The organism is Bacillus sp. YP1 (genome assembly GCF_000877815.1).
Lineage (GTDB): Bacteria > Bacillota > Bacilli > Bacillales > Bacillaceae > Bacillus > Bacillus subtilis.
Window position 1 is genome coordinate 454,897 of the sequence record NZ_CP010014.1, and the last position, 17,962, is coordinate 472,858.

General features: G+C 47.1%; 15 protein-coding genes. 12 read left to right on the forward strand and 3 right to left on the reverse strand.

The features are described 5' to 3' along the window. Positions 1 to 45: 45 nt before the first annotated feature. The 4 genes from purM to purD are packed head-to-tail and all read left to right on the forward strand — an operon-like array spanning position 46 to position 4,488. Positions 46 to 1,086, forward strand: a complete 1,041-nt coding sequence (gene purM / locus QF06_RS02170; protein WP_003233945.1) for a phosphoribosylformylglycinamidine cyclo-ligase — start codon at positions 46 to 48, stop codon at positions 1,084 to 1,086. Next, positions 1,083 to 1,670 carry a phosphoribosylglycinamide formyltransferase gene (gene purN / locus QF06_RS02175; protein ID WP_032722972.1) on the forward strand — a complete coding sequence of 196 codons (588 nt, stop codon included), beginning with the start codon at positions 1,083 to 1,085 and terminating at the stop codon, positions 1,668 to 1,670. The genes purM and purN overlap by 4 nt, the downstream gene beginning before the upstream one ends. Next, the gene (gene purH / locus QF06_RS02180) at positions 1,667 to 3,205 is read left to right on the forward strand and encodes a bifunctional phosphoribosylaminoimidazolecarboxamide formyltransferase/IMP cyclohydrolase (RefSeq protein WP_041851231.1); all 1,539 of its coding nucleotides are present in this window, start codon (positions 1,667 to 1,669) and stop codon (positions 3,203 to 3,205) included. Before purN ends, purH begins: the two co-directional genes overlap by 4 nt. A 14-nt stretch (positions 3,206 to 3,219) precedes the next feature. After that, a complete protein-coding gene (gene purD / locus QF06_RS02185; protein ID WP_041851230.1) occupies positions 3,220 to 4,488 on the forward strand; it encodes a phosphoribosylamine--glycine ligase in 1,269 nt (422 codons plus the stop codon). A 39-nt stretch (positions 4,489 to 4,527) separates the two neighbouring features. Here purD and QF06_RS02190 read toward each other — a convergent pair whose 3' ends face one another. Then, positions 4,528 to 4,947, reverse strand: a complete 420-nt coding sequence (locus tag QF06_RS02190) for an Lrp/AsnC family transcriptional regulator (protein ID WP_015252648.1) — start codon at positions 4,945 to 4,947, stop codon at positions 4,528 to 4,530. 143 nt (positions 4,948 to 5,090) lie between these two features. On the opposite strand from QF06_RS02190, the gene QF06_RS02195 reads away from it, so the two are divergent. Beyond that, positions 5,091 to 6,365, forward strand: a complete 1,275-nt coding sequence (locus tag QF06_RS02195) for an APC family permease (protein ID WP_041851229.1) — start codon at positions 5,091 to 5,093, stop codon at positions 6,363 to 6,365. A gap of 14 nt (positions 6,366 to 6,379) precedes the next feature. On the opposite strand, the gene QF06_RS02200 is transcribed toward QF06_RS02195, so the two are convergent. Further along, the gene (locus QF06_RS02200) at positions 6,380 to 6,607 is read right to left on the reverse strand and encodes a YgaP family membrane protein (protein ID WP_003233931.1); all 228 of its coding nucleotides are present in this window, start codon (positions 6,605 to 6,607) and stop codon (positions 6,380 to 6,382) included. Between the two features lie 128 nt (positions 6,608 to 6,735). On the opposite strand from QF06_RS02200, the gene QF06_RS02205 reads away from it, so the two are divergent. Genes QF06_RS02205 through QF06_RS02215 form a run of 3 tightly spaced genes read left to right on the forward strand, consistent with a single transcriptional unit; the run spans position 6,736 to position 9,817 of the window. Continuing rightward, the gene (locus QF06_RS02205) at positions 6,736 to 8,478 is read left to right on the forward strand and encodes an adenine deaminase (RefSeq protein WP_021481298.1); all 1,743 of its coding nucleotides are present in this window, start codon (positions 6,736 to 6,738) and stop codon (positions 8,476 to 8,478) included. A gap of 26 nt (positions 8,479 to 8,504) precedes the next feature. Then, positions 8,505 to 9,500 carry a DUF3048 domain-containing protein gene (locus QF06_RS02210; RefSeq protein WP_015715446.1) on the forward strand — a complete coding sequence of 332 codons (996 nt, stop codon included), beginning with the start codon at positions 8,505 to 8,507 and terminating at the stop codon, positions 9,498 to 9,500. Positions 9,501 to 9,502: 2 nt separating this feature from the next. Next, a complete protein-coding gene (locus QF06_RS02215) occupies positions 9,503 to 9,817 on the forward strand; it encodes a YerC/YecD family TrpR-related protein (RefSeq protein WP_014479070.1) in 315 nt (104 codons plus the stop codon). A 34-nt stretch (positions 9,818 to 9,851) separates the two neighbouring features. Here QF06_RS02215 and QF06_RS02220 read toward each other — a convergent pair whose 3' ends face one another. Further along, a complete protein-coding gene (locus tag QF06_RS02220; protein WP_041851227.1) occupies positions 9,852 to 11,429 on the reverse strand; it encodes an FMN-binding glutamate synthase family protein in 1,578 nt (525 codons plus the stop codon). Between the two features lie 264 nt (positions 11,430 to 11,693). Between QF06_RS02220 and QF06_RS02225 the strand changes: the two genes are divergently transcribed. The 4 genes from QF06_RS02225 to QF06_RS02240 all read left to right on the forward strand — a co-directional run bounded on the left by QF06_RS02225 (position 11,694) and on the right by QF06_RS02240 (position 17,897). Further along, positions 11,694 to 12,380 carry a heptaprenylglyceryl phosphate synthase gene (locus QF06_RS02225; protein ID WP_003233922.1) on the forward strand — a complete coding sequence of 229 codons (687 nt, stop codon included), beginning with the start codon at positions 11,694 to 11,696 and terminating at the stop codon, positions 12,378 to 12,380. A gap of 61 nt (positions 12,381 to 12,441) precedes the next feature. Beyond that, on the forward strand, positions 12,442 to 14,661 hold the full coding sequence (pcrA, locus tag QF06_RS02230) for a DNA helicase PcrA (protein ID WP_003233919.1): 2,220 nt from the start codon (positions 12,442 to 12,444) through the stop codon (positions 14,659 to 14,661). Between the two features lie 23 nt (positions 14,662 to 14,684). Further along, complete coding sequence (ligA, locus tag QF06_RS02235) at positions 14,685 to 16,691, forward strand: NAD-dependent DNA ligase LigA (protein ID WP_021481294.1); 2,007 nt, start codon at positions 14,685 to 14,687, stop codon at positions 16,689 to 16,691. Between the two features lie 15 nt (positions 16,692 to 16,706). Then, on the forward strand, positions 16,707 to 17,897 hold the full coding sequence (locus QF06_RS02240) for a CamS family sex pheromone protein (protein ID WP_014479076.1): 1,191 nt from the start codon (positions 16,707 to 16,709) through the stop codon (positions 17,895 to 17,897). Positions 17,898 to 17,962: the final 65 nt, after the last annotated feature.

Genomic DNA, 17,962 nt, shown 5'->3' on the forward strand with positions numbered 1-17,962 from the left:
CGTTCGGGGAAATATTTTGAAAAGCGCCTTAAAGGAGTGAATAGGATGTCTGAAGCATATAAAAACGCAGGAGTTGACATCGAAGCCGGATATGAAGCTGTAAAACGAATGAAAAAACACGTGGAGCGCACGAAACGGCTTGGCGTTATGGGCAGCCTTGGCGGTTTTGGCGGCATGTTTGACCTGTCTGAGCTTTCTTATCAAAAACCAGTTCTCATTTCGGGAACGGACGGTGTCGGCACAAAATTAAAGCTCGCTTTTTCCATGGATAAGCATGACACGATTGGCGTGGATGCTGTTGCAATGTGTGTCAATGACGTGCTGGCACAAGGTGCAGAGCCGCTGTTTTTCCTCGATTATTTAGCGGTCGGCAAAGCGGACCCAGTGAAAATTGAACAGATTGTACAAGGTGTTGCGGAAGGCTGTGAGCAATCAGGTTCAGCCTTAGTCGGCGGTGAAACGGCTGAAATGCCGGGACTCTATACAGCTGATGAATACGATATTGCCGGTTTCTCAGTCGGAGTGGCAGAAAAGGACGAAATCGTGACTGGAGAAAATATCGAAGAGGGCCATCTGTTGATCGGCCTCAGCTCCAGCGGCCTTCACAGTAACGGCTTTTCCCTTGTCAGAAAAGTGCTTCTGGATGATGCGGAGCTGGACCTCGATACAACATATGAGCCGTTTGAACGCCCGCTTGGCGAGGAATTGCTTGAACCGACAAGGATTTACGTGAAGCCTGTGCTTGCCGCGGTCAAAAGCGGAAAAATCGACGGCATGGCGCACGTGACAGGCGGAGGATTTATTGAAAATATTCCGCGTATGCTTCCGGAAGGCTTAAGTGCGGAAATTGATCATGGCTCATGGCCGATCCCGCCAATTTTTTCTTTCTTGCAAGAGTACGGCAAGCTAAAGGAAGAAGACATGTTCAACGTCTTTAATATGGGTATTGGTTTTGTTTTGGCTGTCAAAGAAGAGCATCTGACAGATGTGATCGGAACGCTTGAAAGCCATGGCGAAAAAGCCTATTTAATCGGGCGTGTGAAAAAAGGTGAAGGCGTCACATTCGGCGGTGCGGCACTTTCATGAAAAAGTTTGCGGTATTTGCATCAGGAAACGGTTCAAACTTCGAAGCCATCGTCACGCGTTTGAAGGAGGAGAACTGGGATGCGTCAGCAGCGCTCCTCGTTTGCGACAAACCGCAGGCGAAAGTCATCGAACGGGCGGAAGCATTCCATATTCCTTCCTTTGCATTTGAGCCCAAGTCTTATGAAAACAAGGCTGCATTTGAACAAGCCATCATTGAACAGCTTCGTCTTCACGAGGTTGAATTGATTGTTCTTGCCGGCTATATGAGGCTGATCGGTGATACGCTCCTTCAAGCATATGGAGGAAAAATCATTAACATTCACCCGTCGCTTCTTCCGGCGTTTCCTGGAATCGACGCAGTCGGACAGGCATACCGGGCGGGTGTGAAGGTGGCTGGAATCACCGTGCATTATGTCGATGAAGGAATGGATACAGGTCCGATCATCGCTCAAAAGGCAATCGAAATTGATGAACATGATACATTGGAAACAATCGAACAGCGGATTCACAAGCTTGAGCATAAATGGTATCCGAGTGTGATTAAACAGCTATTAGGATTAAATAACAGAGGTGAAAAGGCATGACCATTAAACGTGCGTTAATCAGTGTTTCAGATAAAACAAATCTTGTTCCTTTCGTAAAAGAACTGACAGATCTTGGCGTTGAAGTCATCTCCACAGGCGGAACGAAAAAGCTTCTTCAAGAAAACGGTGTGGATGTGATCGGAATTTCTGAAGTGACAGGCTTCCCTGAAATTATGGACGGCCGGTTAAAAACCCTACACCCGAATATTCACGGCGGCCTTCTGGCGGTTCGCGGCAATGAAGAGCATATGGCGCAGATCAATGAACACGGAATTCAGCCGATTGACCTCGTTGTCGTCAACCTCTATCCATTTAAAGAAACGATTTCTAAAGAAGACGTCACGTATGAAGAAGCGATTGAAAATATCGACATCGGCGGACCTGGCATGCTGCGTGCGGCATCAAAGAACCATCAGGATGTCACGGTTATCGTCGATCCGGCCGATTACAGCCCAGTGCTAAATCAAATCAAAGAAGAAGGCAGCGTATCTCTTCAGAAAAAACGCGAGCTCGCGGCAAAAGTATTCCGTCATACTGCGGCATATGATGCACTGATCGCTGACTACCTGACAAATGCTGTCGGTGAAAAAGAACCAGAGCAATTCACTGTGACATTTGAGAAAAAACAATCGCTTCGCTATGGAGAAAACCCGCATCAGGAAGCAACTTTCTATCAAACAGCTCTTCCTGTCAAAGGCTCCATTGCGCAAGCAGAACAGCTTCACGGAAAAGAGCTTTCTTACAACAACATTAAAGACGCGGATGCGGCAGTTCAAATCGTTCGTGAATTCACTGAGCCGGCTGCTGTTGCTGTAAAGCATATGAACCCATGCGGCGTGGGAACAGGAAAAACGATCGCAGAAGCGTTTGACAGAGCGTTTGAAGCGGATAAAACATCTATCTTCGGCGGCATTATCGCGCTGAACCGTGAAGTGGACAAGGCAACTGCCGAAGCGCTTCACAACATTTTCTTAGAAATCATCATTGCACCTTCATTCAGCCAAGAAGCGCTCGACGTCCTGACTGCGAAGAAAAATCTCCGTCTGCTGACGCTTGACGTATCCGCCGCTGTTCAAAAGGAAAAACAGCTGACATCTGTTCAAGGCGGGCTATTGATTCAAGATTTAGATATGCACGGCTTTGATGATGCTGAGATTAGCATTCCGACAAAAAGAGAGCCGAACGAGCAAGAGTGGGAAGACTTGAAGCTTGCTTGGAAAGTCGTGAAGCATGTGAAATCAAATGCGATTGTTCTCGCGAAGGACAACATGACAGTCGGCGTGGGAGCAGGCCAAATGAACCGCGTCGGATCGGCAAAAATCGCAATCGAGCAAGCAGGGGAAAAAGCGAAAGGCAGTGCGCTCGGATCTGACGCATTTTTCCCAATGCCGGATACTGTTGAAGAAGCAGCAAAAGCGGGCGTTACGGCTATCATTCAGCCGGGGGGATCTGTGCGTGACGAGGATTCCATCAAAAAAGCGGATGAATACGGCATTGCCATGGTATTCACCGGCATCAGACACTTCAAACATTAAGGGGATGAAACGACGTGAATGTATTAATTATCGGTAAAGGCGGAAGAGAACATACGCTGGCGTGGAAGGCAGCGCAAAGCAGCCTCGTCGAGAATGTATTTGCCGCTCCTGGAAATGACGGCATGGAAGCTTCCGCACAGCTTGTAAACATTGAGGAAAGCGACCACGCAGGGCTTGTCTCGTTTGCAAAAGAAAACCAGGTCGGCCTAACCATTGTCGGCCCTGAGGTTCCTTTAATTGAAGGTCTGGTGGATGAATTTGAAAAAGCGGGTCTGCGCGTGTTCGGCCCGTCAAAAGCCGCGGCGATCATCGAAGGAAGCAAACAGTTCGCTAAGGATTTAATGAAGAAATACGACATTCCGACCGCAGAATACGACACGTTTACATCCTTTGATGAGGCGAAGGCATATGTGCAGGAAAAAGGTGCTCCGATTGTGATAAAAGCAGATGGACTTGCAGCTGGAAAAGGCGTTACTGTGGCTATGACAGAGGAAGAAGCAATTGCGTGTCTGCATGACTTTCTTGAAGATGAAAAGTTCGGTGATGCGAGCGCGTCCGTTGTCATTGAAGAATACCTTTCTGGTGAAGAATTTTCTCTAATGGCCTTTGTCAAAGGAGAAAAAGTGTATCCAATGGTGATTGCCCAGGATCACAAGCGTGCGTTTGACGGAGACAAAGGCCCGAATACGGGCGGAATGGGCGCTTACTCTCCAGTTCCGCAAATTTCGGAAGAAACGGTTCGCCATGCTGTAGAAACGATCGTGAAGCCGGCCGCAAAAGCAATGGTACAAGAAGGCCGTTCCTTCACTGGCGTTTTGTACGCTGGATTGATGCTTACTGAAAACGGCTCGAAGGTCATTGAATTTAATGCCCGTTTCGGCGATCCGGAAACACAGGTCGTGCTTCCGCGCATGGAATCTGATCTGGTACAGGTGCTTCTTGATCTTTTAGATGATAAGGAAGTTGACTTAAGATGGAAGGATACCGCTGCTGTTAGTGTGGTGCTTGCTTCTGAAGGATATCCGGAAAGCTACGCAAAAGGCACGCCGATCGGCAGCCTTGCTGCGGAAACTGAGCAGGTCGTGGTCTTCCATGCCGGAACGAAAGCAGAAGGCGGAGAGTTCGTTACAAACGGGGGGCGCGTCGCCAATGTGACAGCTTTTGATGAATCGTTTGAAGCGGCTAGAGACCGAGTGTACAAAGCGGTTGATGAAATTTTCAAACCGGGACTCTTTTTCAGAAAAGACATTGGGGCACGCGCTTTAAAGGCTGCTCAAAAATAACTGAGGAAAACCCGCAGATTAGCTGCGGGTTTTTTGTTATCAAAAAGCGGGATGGCAGCTGGAAGAAGAAAGGACAACGAGCGTGGTCGGTTTTCCATGGGCCATAGAGGCGTCAATAAAATCCTCAAGCGTATGTACCGATTCAGTCACGACCTTTGTCACATAGCTGTACATACCCGTGATGCGGTGATTTTCTGCTACATCAGGATGCGATGTTGCAAAGGCGGCGTAGTGCTTGCAGCTTTTCGGCTCCATGAGAATAAAAGCGGTGACATGCTTGTTTAGTTTTTCGTAACAGATATTCGCGCTGTACCCGGTAATCACGCCTTTATCTTCCAGCTTCCTGACACGCTCCGCCGCGCTTGGCGAACTGAGTCCGACAAGCTTTCCCAGCTCAACCATCGTTAATCTGCCGTTTCGCTGCAAATGCGAGAGAATCTGAAGGTCTGTATCGTCCATTTGTCCGGCTCCTTTACATATTTAGGCGAATGAATGAAAATTCCTTTGATCATAAGGCAATGCTGTTGATTTACCTTCATTGTAGCATATGGATGCCGTCTTATTTTTTCTATAATAAAGCCATCAATCAGAGAGGAGGCATCATGTTGCCAGAATTACAGCGCTCTATTACTTGGATACAAGGGACGGCGTTAACGATTGGGGCGGTTTTAGGATGCGGGATATTAATTTTGCCGTCTGTTACCGCGGATACGGCCGGTCCGGCTTCTTTATTTGTCTGGGTATTCATGTCTTTTTTATCTTTTCTTCTCGTCGGCACGCTGGCCCGGCTTGTGAAAATAGCGCCCAGCGCGGGAGGAATCACGGCTTATGTGCAGCTGGCCTTTCGAAAAAAAGCCGGAGCGATTTTGGGCTGGATCATGTTAGGGTCCGTTCCGATCGGCGTTCCCATCATCGCTTTGACTGGCGCGCATTACGTCAGTTACGTCACAGAGGCGGCGGATTGGCAGGTTACATCGATTGCTGGTTGTATGCTGGCTATATCTATTTTGCTTCATATGAAAGGGATTCAACTATCAGCAAACATCAGTACACTCGTCATATGTGTCATCGTATTTCTGCTTGTCCCTTCTATTGCTGTGTCATTGCCACACGTCACGATAGCAGAATTCAAGCCGTTTCTTCCGCATGGCTGGTCTGTTGCTGGATCTGTTTCTGTTATGATTTTTTTCTCTTTTGTAGGCTGGGAAATGATTACTCCATTGGCTGAGGAATTTCATCGCCCTGAAAAAGATGTCCCAATCAGCTTGTTCTTGGGAGCGTCTTGTGTGGCAGGGCTGTATATCATGCTGTCATTTGTGACGGTGGGGACTCATTCATATGGAGAGAATGGAGAAATTGCCTCGCTTGCCATGCTCATCTCAAAAGGAGCAGGGGAAAGCGGTGTATATGTTACGGTATGTTTAGCGCTGTTTATTACATTCGCCACCATCCATGCCAATATTGCTGGTTTTTCAAGAATGGTGTATGCATTGGCGAGAGAGGGGCACATTCCTGTATATTTTGGAAAACTCAGTGCGACAAAACGTACGCCTATTCGCGTTTTGACAGCGATGGCCGCAGTGTTTGGCTTAGTGCTTGCGGCGCATGGCCTGTTTCAAATCGATTTGACGACTCTGTTGAAAGGGCCGAGCGCGGCTTTTATCGCATCTTACATATGTACAATGGCGGCAGCACTGAAACTGTTGGGCAGGAGAGATATAGGCTGGTGGATGGCGCTCGGGGCATTTGTCGCGTGCGCGGTGATTTATTCATTCAGCGGCTGGGCACTGCTTTATCCGGCAGTGCTGGCAGCTGCAGGATATTTCTATATGAAAACAAAGGGTGGGCATAAAAAAAAGCTTGATCACGTTTTGTGATCAAGCTTTTCCATTTATCCGTTTTGATGCTCGTTATTTCCAGAATCACTGTGTTGAAACATGTAGGTCACAGGACAGAAGCGCAAGATTCCCGAACCCGCTTTCATGGCCCCCATAAAGATGTAAAAGAGATGCATTCTGCACCAAGGTTTTTTCGTAAACTTTGCACTGGCGGCTGACATAATCGTCAATCCGCAGGCGATTCTGAACACGGCATTGATGAGACTGATGTTTGGCTTCAAGGAAATCCGCTCCTTTTACTTAAAAAAGTTTTTTAACCGAACCTTCAAAAATTTGTAACGTTTTTATCGTGCGTGATGAGGAAGGATGTGATACCATGAGTCTAATACATGTAAAGGAGAGTATGTGAATGTCCGAACGCACCTTTAACTGGAAAAACAAAGACATCAGGGCACAGGTTGATGTTGTAGACTCAAAGCTGCTTCCAACGCTCCTTTTACGGAATGCTCTCGTCTTAAATCCATATGTAAAACAATGGCTGAAAAAAAACATTTGGATTTATCAGGACCGCATTGTTTATGTGGGTCATGAACTTCCGAATAGAGCCGAAGAAATTCATACGATTGATTGTGAAGGAAAATACATTGTGCCAGGTTATATTGAACCGCACGCACATCCTTTTCAAATATATAATCCCCAAACACTGGCGGAATATGTGTCTCAATACGGAACAACGACATTCGTGAATGATAACTTATTTTTGCTTTTGCAAAGCGGAAAAAAGAAAGCGCTTACGATTTTGAATGAACTCAAAAAGCAGCCTGTCCAGTATTTTTGGTGGTCACGCTATGACCTCCAGACCGAGGTTCTGAACGAGGACCACGTCCTTCCATTTGACGTCAGAAAACAGTGGATTGAACATCCGGATGTGATTCAAGGCGGAGAAATGACCGGGTGGCCTCGCTTGGTAGATGGTGATGATTTAATGCTCCACTGCATGCAAGCTACAAAGAAACAGCGAAAACGCATTGAAGGGCATTTTCCCGGCGCATCTGATAAAACGCTTACAAAAATGAAGCTGTTCGGTGCGGATTGTGATCATGAAGCGATGACAGGTGATGAAGTGATGAGAAGGCTGGAACTGGGCTATTATGTTTCCCTTCGGAACTCTTCCATTCGCCCTGATGTAAGAAAAATCTTGCAGGAGCTGCATGAGAAGGGCTTCCGCTATTATGACCACTTCTTTTTCACGACAGATGGCGCAACCCCGAATTTCTATAAAGGCGGCATGACAAACGAGCTGATTCGCATCGCGTTAGAAGAAGGCGTACCTGCAATCGACGCCTACAATATGGCATCATTTAATATCGCAAAGTATTACCAAATGGATGATTATTTAGGAGTTGTCGGACCGGGCAGACTGGCATCGCTGAACATATTGGAAGATCCGTTAAATCCGAATCCCGTGACTGTTCTGTCAAAAGGGACCATTCTGCGTGAAGACGGCTGTGATTTGAAGGCGTTTACAAAGACGGACTGGCACAAAGGCGGTCTTGTCCCGCTTGAGCTTTCATATGATATGACGATGGATGACTTGCAGTTTTCTATGCCGATGGGCGTGAAAATGCGGAATGCGGTTATTATGGAGCCGTATATGATTGAGATCGACAATTCGATGGAACAGCTCTCGTTTGACCATGATGAAAGTTATTTGACGATGCTCGACAGACACGGGAAATGGCGCGTCAATACGATGATAAAAGGGTTTGCCTCAAGCGTGCAGGGATTTGTAAGCTCCTTTACGACGACGGGCGACATTGTCGCGATTGGAAAAAATAAAGCGGATATGCTGCTCGCTTTTGCCCGCATGAAAGAAATCGGAGGAGGAATTGTTTTAGCGGAGAACGGAAACATTCTGCATGAAATCCCGCTTGCGCTGTGCGGCTGCGCCTCTTCGGAAGCGTATGAAGACGTGCTTGAGAAGGAACAAAAGCTGAAAGATCTTTTGACTGAAAGAGGCTATGAGTTTTGCGATCCTATCTATACGCTGCTCTTTTTGCAAAGTACGCACCTTCCGTATATACGCATTACGCCAAGAGGAATCTTCGACGTCATGAAAAAAACTGTACTCTTTCCATCGATAATGCGTTAAAATATAAAAGAGCAGGGAGCCGACATATGAAAAAATGGATGACAGTTTGCGCGCTGTGTTTCGTGTTTTTTCTGCTGGTATCCTGCCAGCAGAAGGATGCTGTCCCGGATACTGCAAAGAAGCTGAAAGCTCCTTTAACGGGGCTAAAGACTGAACAGAAGGTGACTGAACGCCGGCCTGTTGCTGTTGTGGTGAACAATCACCCGAAGGCGAGGCCGCAGTCGGGACTGTCTAAAGCCGACATTGTCATAGAAGCGCTAGCCGAAGGGCAAATCACAAGATTTCTGGCCATTTTCCAAAGCCAGATGCCTGAAACTGTCGGACCTGTGCGGAGCGCGCGGGAATATTTCGTCACTCTCAGCAATGGCTTTGACAGCATATTTGTCCATCACGGCTGGAGTCCCGGCGCCAAAGAGCAGCTAGAATCCGGAGCTGCTGATTATATGAACGGATTAGATTTTGACGGAAGCTTATTTTGGAGAGCTGATTTCAGCAAACCGCCCCACAATTCCTATACGTCTTATGATTACATAAAAAAGGCGGCAGAACAAAAGGGTTATAAGCTGAAGCAGGAAACAAATCCGCTGCTGTTTCAAACATCAGATGCAAAACCTGCAAATGAATCTTACAATGTTCGGGTAGATTATGGAACAAATAACGTTACAAATCTTGTCGAATACAACTATGATAAAAAAGCTGAATCTTATACAAGAAGCTCTGATGGTGTCATAACGACAGACCGGGAAACCGGAAAGCCGGTTGCAATGCAAAATATTTTCATTGTTGAAGCCAGCCATCATATTATTGATCAAGATGGAAGGCGGGACATCGACTTGGAATCAGGAGGAAAAGGTCTGTTGTTTCAGCACGGAAACGTCATTGAAACAGACTGGAAACAAGTGAATGGCAGAATTGTGCCGGTAAAAGACGGCAAGTGGCTTCCGTTTGTGCCAGGAAAGACTTGGATCAATATCGTACCTGATCTTGATGCGGCTTCCATTAGTAAAGGAGAAGGTGTGTAACGATGCAAATCGATAAATTACGCGGCAAAGAGCTGGACCAGTTATTTAACTCGATCTTATCGCTGAAAGACCTGGAGGAATGTTACCGATTCTTCGATGATCTATGCACAATTAACGAAATTCAATCGCTGGCTCAGCGCCTTGAAGTGGCGCGCATGCTTCGCGAAGGAAACACGTATCATAAGATTGAAACAGAAACAGGCGCTTCCACGGCTACGATTTCCCGTGTGAAACGTTGCTTAAATTACGGGAATGACGCTTATGAAATGGCGCTTGACCGTGTGAAGGAGAATGAAACAGAGTCTTCTTCCAAATAAAAAACCGCCCTGCCGTTCGGCAAGGGCGGTTTCTTTATGAAACAAATTGATGGATCAGGTTGTCGATATCGATGATACTGCCATCCTCTTTCCGATAGACAACATGCTCCTTGGAAAAGTGAATCGGCGAATTGATCCCTGCTGCGGCTGCAAGATTAAACAGCCCCTCGCGCAGGGAAATGACGTAGTTGCAGACACGATGCTGTTTTTCCTCAACGCTCAACGCTTTTTGCAATTTCGGATCTGTCGTCGCCACACCTGCCGGACAGGTGTTGGTGTGGCAGACGAGAGCGCGGATGCAGCCAACGGAAAACATCATGCCGCGTGCGATGTTGACAAAGTCAGCGCCGAGGGCTAAGGCAACCGCGATTTTATCAGGGGTCAGGAGCTTTCCGGAAGCAAAGATTTTCAGCTGGCTGCGCAAGCCGTACTGTTTAAGAAGCGTGTCAACAATAGGCAGCGCTGTCATAATCGGAAGGCCGACTGTATCCGCGAGCTCGTAAAAGGAAGCTCCGGTACCGCCTTCACTTCCGTCGATCGTGATAAAATCCGGATGCTTTCCGCTTTTCTGCATATGAGAGAAAAGCTCATGCAATTCTTCAGGATGCCCTGCGACCAGTTTGATGCCGACTGGCTTTTGTCCGACATCTCTAAGTTTTTCAATAAAGTCGAGCATTTCAGGAGGGTTTGAGAATTCATAAAAGCGGTTCGGGCTGTCAATCGACTTTCCAGGTTCGACATTCCGAATGTCTGCCACTTCCTCTGATACTTTGGCGCCGTCCACATGGCCGCCGCGGGTTTTCGCTCCTTGTGCCAGCTTTAGCTCAAACGCTTTAATCTGGTCAATCCTGCTTTTTCTTTTAAATTCCTCCCATGAAAATTCTCCGTTTCTTTTGCGCACGCCGAATAGGCCCGGACCGATTTGGCAAATGATATCGGCGCCGCCCTTTAAGTGATACTCAGACAATCCTCCTTCACCTGTATTCATCCAGGTTCCGCCTGCCTGATGGAGCCCTTTTGAGAGCGCCGTAACAGCCCGTTCTCCAAGAGAACCGTAGCTCATGGCAGACTGGCCGACTAATCCCTTCACATAAAATGGCTTCTCGCATGTATGCTCGCCAATCACCTGTACATCATCAGGATGGAGAAAATACGGGTCTGCCTTGATATGTTCGGCATGCTCCTTGCGTTTGAACAGATTGTCAGCATCCATTTTATAGATTTGGGTATCAATTTTTGGCGTTTGATTTACGTGCATTTCTTCCCTTTGTTTTGGAAACATAGCGTTACGGATATAATAGCCAGGTTTATCAAAATCTCTTACAGATCCAAAGCCCATCATTCTGCTTTTGTATTTGCCGGAGATGACGGTTTGCTCATATTCCTTTCGTGAAAAAGGCTGCTCCTCATTGTCATTGCTGTATAAATACTGTCTGAGCTCCGGCCCGATTTTTTCAAGGATATACCGAAACCTTCCGATGACGGGATAGTTGCGAAGAATTGAGTGCTCCTGCTGTTTTTCATCCTTTATGTAGATCCAGGCAAACAAGACGATCGGGATAGCGATGATCCCAATGATAAATGCGATGAGTGCTATTATGATGGTTTCCATCTCTCAGCCTCCCTTTTTATGTAACCATTTCCACAGTTGAACACTTTCCAAACAATAGCAGAAGGAATTTGGTGAAAAATGTGTGCTCCTGCCGATACAGGACTCACCATGCAGGTACTGCCCTATGCTCTCTTTTTTTATGAAAATAGAATCAAAACACCTTTTTCAGTGAATAACGAGATTAACGGCTTTTTCCGTTTTTCCGCGCTATGTGAATTTGTTATAATGTTTAAATGGTAACAAACGAATGGAGGAACGTATGACGTGTACGATGTAACAGAGTGGAAGCATGTCTTTAAACTCGATCCAAATAAAGATTTGCCTGACGAACAGCTGGAGATTCTTTGCGAATCAGGAACGGATGCGGTCATTATCGGAGGCAGTGATGGTGTGACAGAGGATAATGTCCTGCGGATGATGTCTAAGGTAAGACGGTTTTTGGTACCGTGTGTCCTTGAGGTATCAGCGATTGAAGCGATCGTTCCCGGCTTTGACTTATATTTTATTCCGAGTGTATTAAACAGCAAAAACGCGGATTGGATTGTCGGAATGCACCAGAAAGCCATGAAGGAATACGGAGAACTGATGTCTATGGAAGAAATCGTGGCGGAGGGCTACTGCATCGCAAATCCAGATTGCAAAGCCGCGGCACTGACTGAAGCGGACGCCGATCTGAATATGGATGATATTGTCGCCTATGCGCGTGTGTCGGAGCTGCTGCAACTGCCGATTTTTTATTTAGAATACAGCGGCGTGCTTGGAGACATAGAAGCTGTCAAGAAAACGAAGGCTGTATTGGAAACGTCCACCTTGTTTTACGGCGGCGGCATCAAGGATGCGGAAACGGCCAAGCAGTACGCAGAGCATGCGGACGTGATCGTTGTAGGCAATGCTGTGTATGAAGATTTTGACAGGGCTTTGAAAACAGTAGCGGCTGTGAAAGGCGAGTAGTAAATTGTACGGATTTGGTTTATGATAGAACATATGTTTTGTATAGGCGGGTGAACAAATTTTGAATTATATTAGCAATCAATTACTAAGCGGTTTAAACCCCGTTCAGCAGGAAGCAGTCAAAACAACGGACGGGCCCCTTTTGCTGATGGCGGGAGCGGGAAGCGGAAAGACGCGTGTCCTGACACACAGAATTGCTTATTTAATGGCAGAAAAGCATGTGGCGCCGTGGAACATTCTGGCGATCACATTTACAAATAAAGCGGCACGCGAAATGAAAGAACGTGTGGAAAGCATCCTTGGACCCGGCGCGGACGATATCTGGATTTCCACATTCCACAGTATGTGCGTGCGGATCTTGCGCAGAGATATCGACCGGATTGGGATCAACCGAAATTTCTCCATCCTTGATACGGCTGACCAGCTTTCAGTGATCAAGGGGATTTTGAAGGAGCGCAATCTTGATCCGAAGAAGTTTGACCCGAGAAGCATCCTCGGCACGATCAGCAGTGCAAAAAACGAATTGACCGAACCGGAGGAATTCTCTAAAGTTGCCGGCGGCTACTACGATCAGGTGGTCAGCGATGTATATGCTGATTATCAGAAGAAGCTATTGAAAAACCAGTCGCTCGATTTTGACGATTTGATTATGACGACGATTAAACTGTTTGACAGAGTGCCGGAAGTGCTTGAATTTTATCAGCGCAAATTCCAGTACATTCACGTTGATGAGTATCAGGATACGAACAGGGCGCAATACATGCTCGTTAAGCAGCTTGCCGAGCGTTTCCAGAACCTTTGCGTTGTCGGGGATTCTGATCAGTCAATCTACAGATGGCGCGGCGCGGATATCACCAACATTCTTTCATTTGAAAAAGATTATCCGAATGCAAGCGTGATTTTGCTAGAACAAAACTATCGTTCAACGAAACGGATTTTGCGCGCGGCTAACGAGGTCATTAAAAACAACTCTAACCGCAAACCGAAAAATTTGTGGACGGAAAACGATGAAGGCATCAAGATTTCCTATTATCGCGGTGATAATGAGTTCGGTGAAGGACAGTTTGTGGCCGGCAAAATTCATCAGCTTCACAGCACAGGCAAGCGGAAGCTGTCGGATATCGCCATTTTATACCGGACAAACGCGCAGTCCCGTGTGATTGAGGAAACGCTTCTCAAAGCGGGTTTGAACTATAACATTGTCGGCGGCACAAAGTTCTATGACAGAAAAGAAATTAAAGACATTCTTGCGTACCTGCGCCTCGTATCCAATCCGGATGACGATATCAGTTTCACGCGCATTGTCAATGTGCCGAAGCGCGGAGTCGGCGCGACATCACTTGAAAAAATCGCTTCGTATGCGGCCATAAACGGCTTGTCCTTTTTCCAAGCGATTCAGCAGGTTGATTTTATCGGCGTCAGTGCCAAAGCGGCAAACGCGCTTGACAGCTTTAGACAGATGATTGAAAACCTGACCAATATGCAGGATTACTTATCCATTACAGAGCTGACAGAAGAAATTCTTGATAAGACGGAATACAGAGAAATGCTGAAGGCTGAGAAATCGATCGAAGCCCAAAGCCGTTTAGAAAATATCGACGAGTTCCTGTCTGTAACGAAAAACTTTGAACAGAAAAGTGAAGACAAGACACTCGTTGCGTTCCTGACAGACTTGGCGTTAATCGCAGATATTGATCAGCTCGATCAGAAGGAGGAAGAGTCAGGCGGCAAGGATGCGATCACCCTGATGACACTGCACGCCGCGAAAGGACTGGAGTTCCCGGTTGTTTTCTTGATGGGGCTTGAAGAAGGCGTCTTCCCGCATAGCCGTTCACTCATGGAGGAAGCGGAAATGGAAGAAGAACGCCGCCTTGCGTACGTTGGGATTACAAGGGCTGAACAGGAGCTTTATCTGACCAATGCTAAAATGCGCACCTTGTTTGGCCGGACAAATATGAACCCGGAATCTCGCTTCATTGCTGAAATACCGGATGATTTATTGGAAAACCTAAATGAGAAAAAAGAAACGAGAGCGACGTCTGCGAGAAAAATGCAGCCGAGACGCGGCCCTGTTTCACGCCCCGTATCCTACGCCAGCAAAACAGGCGGCGACACCTTAAACTGGGCAGTCGGAGATAAGGCGGGCCATAAAAAATGGGGAACAGGAACTGTCGTCAGCGTGAAAGGCGAAGGAGAAGGGACGGAGCTCGATATTGCCTTCCCGAGCCCTGTTGGCGTGAAACGCCTGTTAGCAGCATTTGCTCCTATTGAAAAGCAGTAATCGAAGAGGAAAGGAAGAAGCAGATGGACAAAGAAACAGCGAAGCAGCGGGCAGAAGAACTGCGCCGCACCATCAACAAGTATAGCTATGAATATTACACCCTAGATGAACCGAGCGTCCCTGATGCGGAATATGACAGATTGATGCAGGAGCTGATCGCGATCGAGGAGGAGCATCCAGACCTCAGAACGCCTGACTCTCCTACGCAGCGCGTCGGCGGAGCCGTGCTTGAAGCGTTTCAAAAAGTCACCCACGGCACACCGATGCTCAGTCTGGGCAACGCCTTTAATGCTGATGATCTTCGTGATTTCGACCGCCGTGTGCGCCAAGCCGTCGGCGATGATGTGGCGTATAATGTGGAGCTGAAAATAGACGGTCTTGCTGTTTCTCTCCGTTATGAAGACGGCTATTTTGTCAGAGGAGCCACCCGAGGTGACGGAACGACGGGAGAGGATATTACGGAGAATCTGAAGACGATCCGCAATATCCCCCTCAAAATGAACCGTGAGCTGTCGATCGAAGTGCGCGGCGAGGCGTATATGCCGAAGCGTTCGTTTGAAGCACTCAATGAGGAACGGATTAAAAATGAGGAAGAGCCGTTCGCCAATCCGCGAAATGCCGCGGCGGGATCTCTCAGGCAGCTCGATCCGAAAATTGCAGCGAAACGAAACCTCGATATCTTCGTCTACAGTATAGCGGAGCTTGACGAGATGGGTGTGGAGACGCAAAGCCAAGGGCTTGATTTTCTCGACGAACTCGGATTTAAAACGAATCAGGAACGAAAAAAATGCGGCGACATAGAAGAAGTCATTACGCTGATCGATGAGCTTCAGGCGAAGCGCGCTGACCTGCCGTATGAAATAGACGGCATTGTCATTAAAGTCGATTCCCTCGATCAGCAGGAGGAGCTCGGTTTTACGGCGAAAAGCCCGCGCTGGGCCATCGCGTATAAGTTTCCTGCTGAAGAGGTCGTGACGAAGCTTCTCGATATCGAATTAAATGTCGGCAGAACGGGTGTGATCACGCCGACCGCGATTCTTGAGCCGGTAAAAGTTGCCGGCACAACGGTCTCAAGAGCATCCCTTCATAACGAAGATTTAATTAAAGAGAAGGACATTCGGATTTTGGATAAGGTTGTCGTCAAAAAAGCGGGCGATATCATCCCGGAAGTTGTGAATGTCCTCGTTGAACAGCGCACAGGAGAAGAAAAGGAATTCAGTATGCCGACGGAATGTCCTGAATGCGGCAGTGAGCTCGTCCGGATCGAAGGAGAAGTGGCGCTTCGCTGCATTAACCCTGAATGTCCGGCGCAAATCCGGGAAGGGCTGATCCATTTCGTTTCCCGCAATGCCATGAACATTGATGGGCTCGGCGAACGAGTGATCACACAGCTGTTTGAGGAAAACCTTGTCCGCAATGTGGCAGATTTATATAAGCTGACGAAGGAACGAGTCATCCAGCTCGAGCGCATGGGCGAAAAGTCCACTGAAAACCTGATCAGCTCCATCCAAAAATCAAAAGAAAATTCGTTAGAGCGCCTGCTGTTTGGGCTTGGCATCCGTTTTATCGGATCAAAGGCCGCAAAAACGCTTGCCATGCATTTTGAAAGCTTGGAGAACCTGAAAAAAGCCTCTAAAGAGGAACTTCTCGCGGTAGATGAAGTCGGTGAAAAAATGGCTGATGCTGTGATCACCTATTTTCATAAAGAAGAAATGCTTGAACTCTTGAATGAACTTCAGGAGCTGGGCGTAAACACGCTCTACAAAGGCCCGAAAAAAGTAAAAGCAGAGGACAGCGACTCTTACTTTGCCGGTAAAACAATTGTTCTGACAGGAAAGCTGGAAGAGCTGTCAAGAAACGAAGCCAAAGCGCAAATCGAAGCGCTGGGCGGAAAGCTGACTGGAAGCGTCAGCAAAAACACAGACTTAGTCATCGCCGGAGAAGCGGCGGGAAGCAAGCTGACAAAAGCACAAGAGCTGAACATTGAAGTGTGGAATGAAGAACAGTTAATGGGAGAGCTAAAGAAATAAGAGGAGTGTTTTCTATTGAAAAAGACGTTGGCATTGGCGGCAACGGCGGCAGTATTAATGCTGTCTGCCTGCTCGTCAGGTTTTGGGGGGGAGAAGGAGGAAGAGATTACGCAAAAGACGGCGAAATCGTCAGAAAAAGCGATTGTCCCGAAATATAATATCTCTGACTCCTATTACAAAATGGTGCTGCCGTTTAAGGCAGGCAAAGCGCGCGGCTTAACAACGGAACAGCTGAACACTAGGCTGGACATTGACGAGTTTGAAACAGGGCTGATGCGTCTTGCCCAAGATTCTTTCTCGACTGACGATTATCTGTTCCAAGAAGGACAATATTTAGATGAGGATACAGTATTAAGCTGGCTGGCACGGAAAAAAACGGGCTCTGATTTGAAAAAAGCCGAAAAAGAAGATAAAAACTTCAAAAATGAAGGCTTGAACCCAGCGCTCCCGAGCTCTGGTTCAACAGAAGAAAAGAACGAAAGCAGCCCGATTTATTTAGCATCCATGCTTGAGCACGATTATTTAGTCAGAAAAGACAAGAATTCTATCCAGCTTGGCGGCGTCATGATCGGACTGGCGTTAAACTCCGTGTATTACTATCGTGAAAAAACTGGAGACCCGCAAAAAGAAGTGGAGATTAAGGACAGCACGCTCCGCCAGCAGGGAGAAAAAATTGCACAGGAGGTTATTAACCGCCTCCGCAAAAAAGATAACTTGAAGAATGTGCCGATTACCGTCGCACTCTACAAGCAGGCGTCAAAAACATCGATTGTGCCGGGGAACTTCATCGCCAAAACAGAGGTCAAAGCAGGCTCTACTGATATCTCAAATTGGGATGACATTAATGAAAAATATGTATTCTATCCGGCGGATACAACCACAGCAGAAAAATACCCGGATGACACCGAGGTCTTTAAGCGGTTCAAAAACTCAATTGAAGAATATTTCCCGAACTATACAGGCGTTGTCGGTACAGCGCTGTATGAAAATGATGAAATGAAGAAAATGAAGATTGACATACCAATGCAATTCTATGGAAAAAGTGAAGTTGTCGCGTTTACCCAGTTCTTAACGGGTGAAGTGATGGACTACTACTCTAAAGGCTCAGTTGATGTCGAAGTCAATATCACGTCCTCAGACGGACAGGAAGCGGTTATTATCCGCAATGCCGGAGATAAAGAGCCGACTGTTCACATTTATGACTGATAGAAAACCCTTGTGCCATATTGGCACAAGGGTTTTTATGTTACAATTAACAGGAAAAGGGAAAT

What these genes read in the sequence shown, in the direction of transcription:
- purM (WP_003233945.1), top strand. Translation starts at nt 46, where the DNA reads ATGTCTGAAGCATATAAAAACGCAGGAGTTGACATCGAAGCCGGATAT.
- purN (WP_032722972.1), top strand. Translation starts at nt 1,083, where the DNA reads ATGAAAAAGTTTGCGGTATTTGCATCAGGAAACGGTTCAAACTTCGAA.
- purH (WP_041851231.1), top strand. Translation starts at nt 1,667, where the DNA reads ATGACCATTAAACGTGCGTTAATCAGTGTTTCAGATAAAACAAATCTT.
- QF06_RS02190 (WP_015252648.1), bottom strand. Translation starts at nt 4,947, where the DNA reads ATGGACGATACAGACCTTCAGATTCTCTCGCATTTGCAGCGAAACGGC.
- QF06_RS02195 (WP_041851229.1), top strand. Translation starts at nt 5,091, where the DNA reads ATGTTGCCAGAATTACAGCGCTCTATTACTTGGATACAAGGGACGGCG.
- QF06_RS02205 (WP_021481298.1), top strand. Translation starts at nt 6,736, where the DNA reads ATGTCCGAACGCACCTTTAACTGGAAAAACAAAGACATCAGGGCACAG.
- QF06_RS02210 (WP_015715446.1), top strand. Translation starts at nt 8,505, where the DNA reads ATGAAAAAATGGATGACAGTTTGCGCGCTGTGTTTCGTGTTTTTTCTG.
- QF06_RS02215 (WP_014479070.1), top strand. Translation starts at nt 9,503, where the DNA reads ATGCAAATCGATAAATTACGCGGCAAAGAGCTGGACCAGTTATTTAAC.
- QF06_RS02220 (WP_041851227.1), bottom strand. Translation starts at nt 11,429, where the DNA reads ATGGAAACCATCATAATAGCACTCATCGCATTTATCATTGGGATCATC.
- ligA (WP_021481294.1), top strand. Translation starts at nt 14,685, where the DNA reads ATGGACAAAGAAACAGCGAAGCAGCGGGCAGAAGAACTGCGCCGCACC.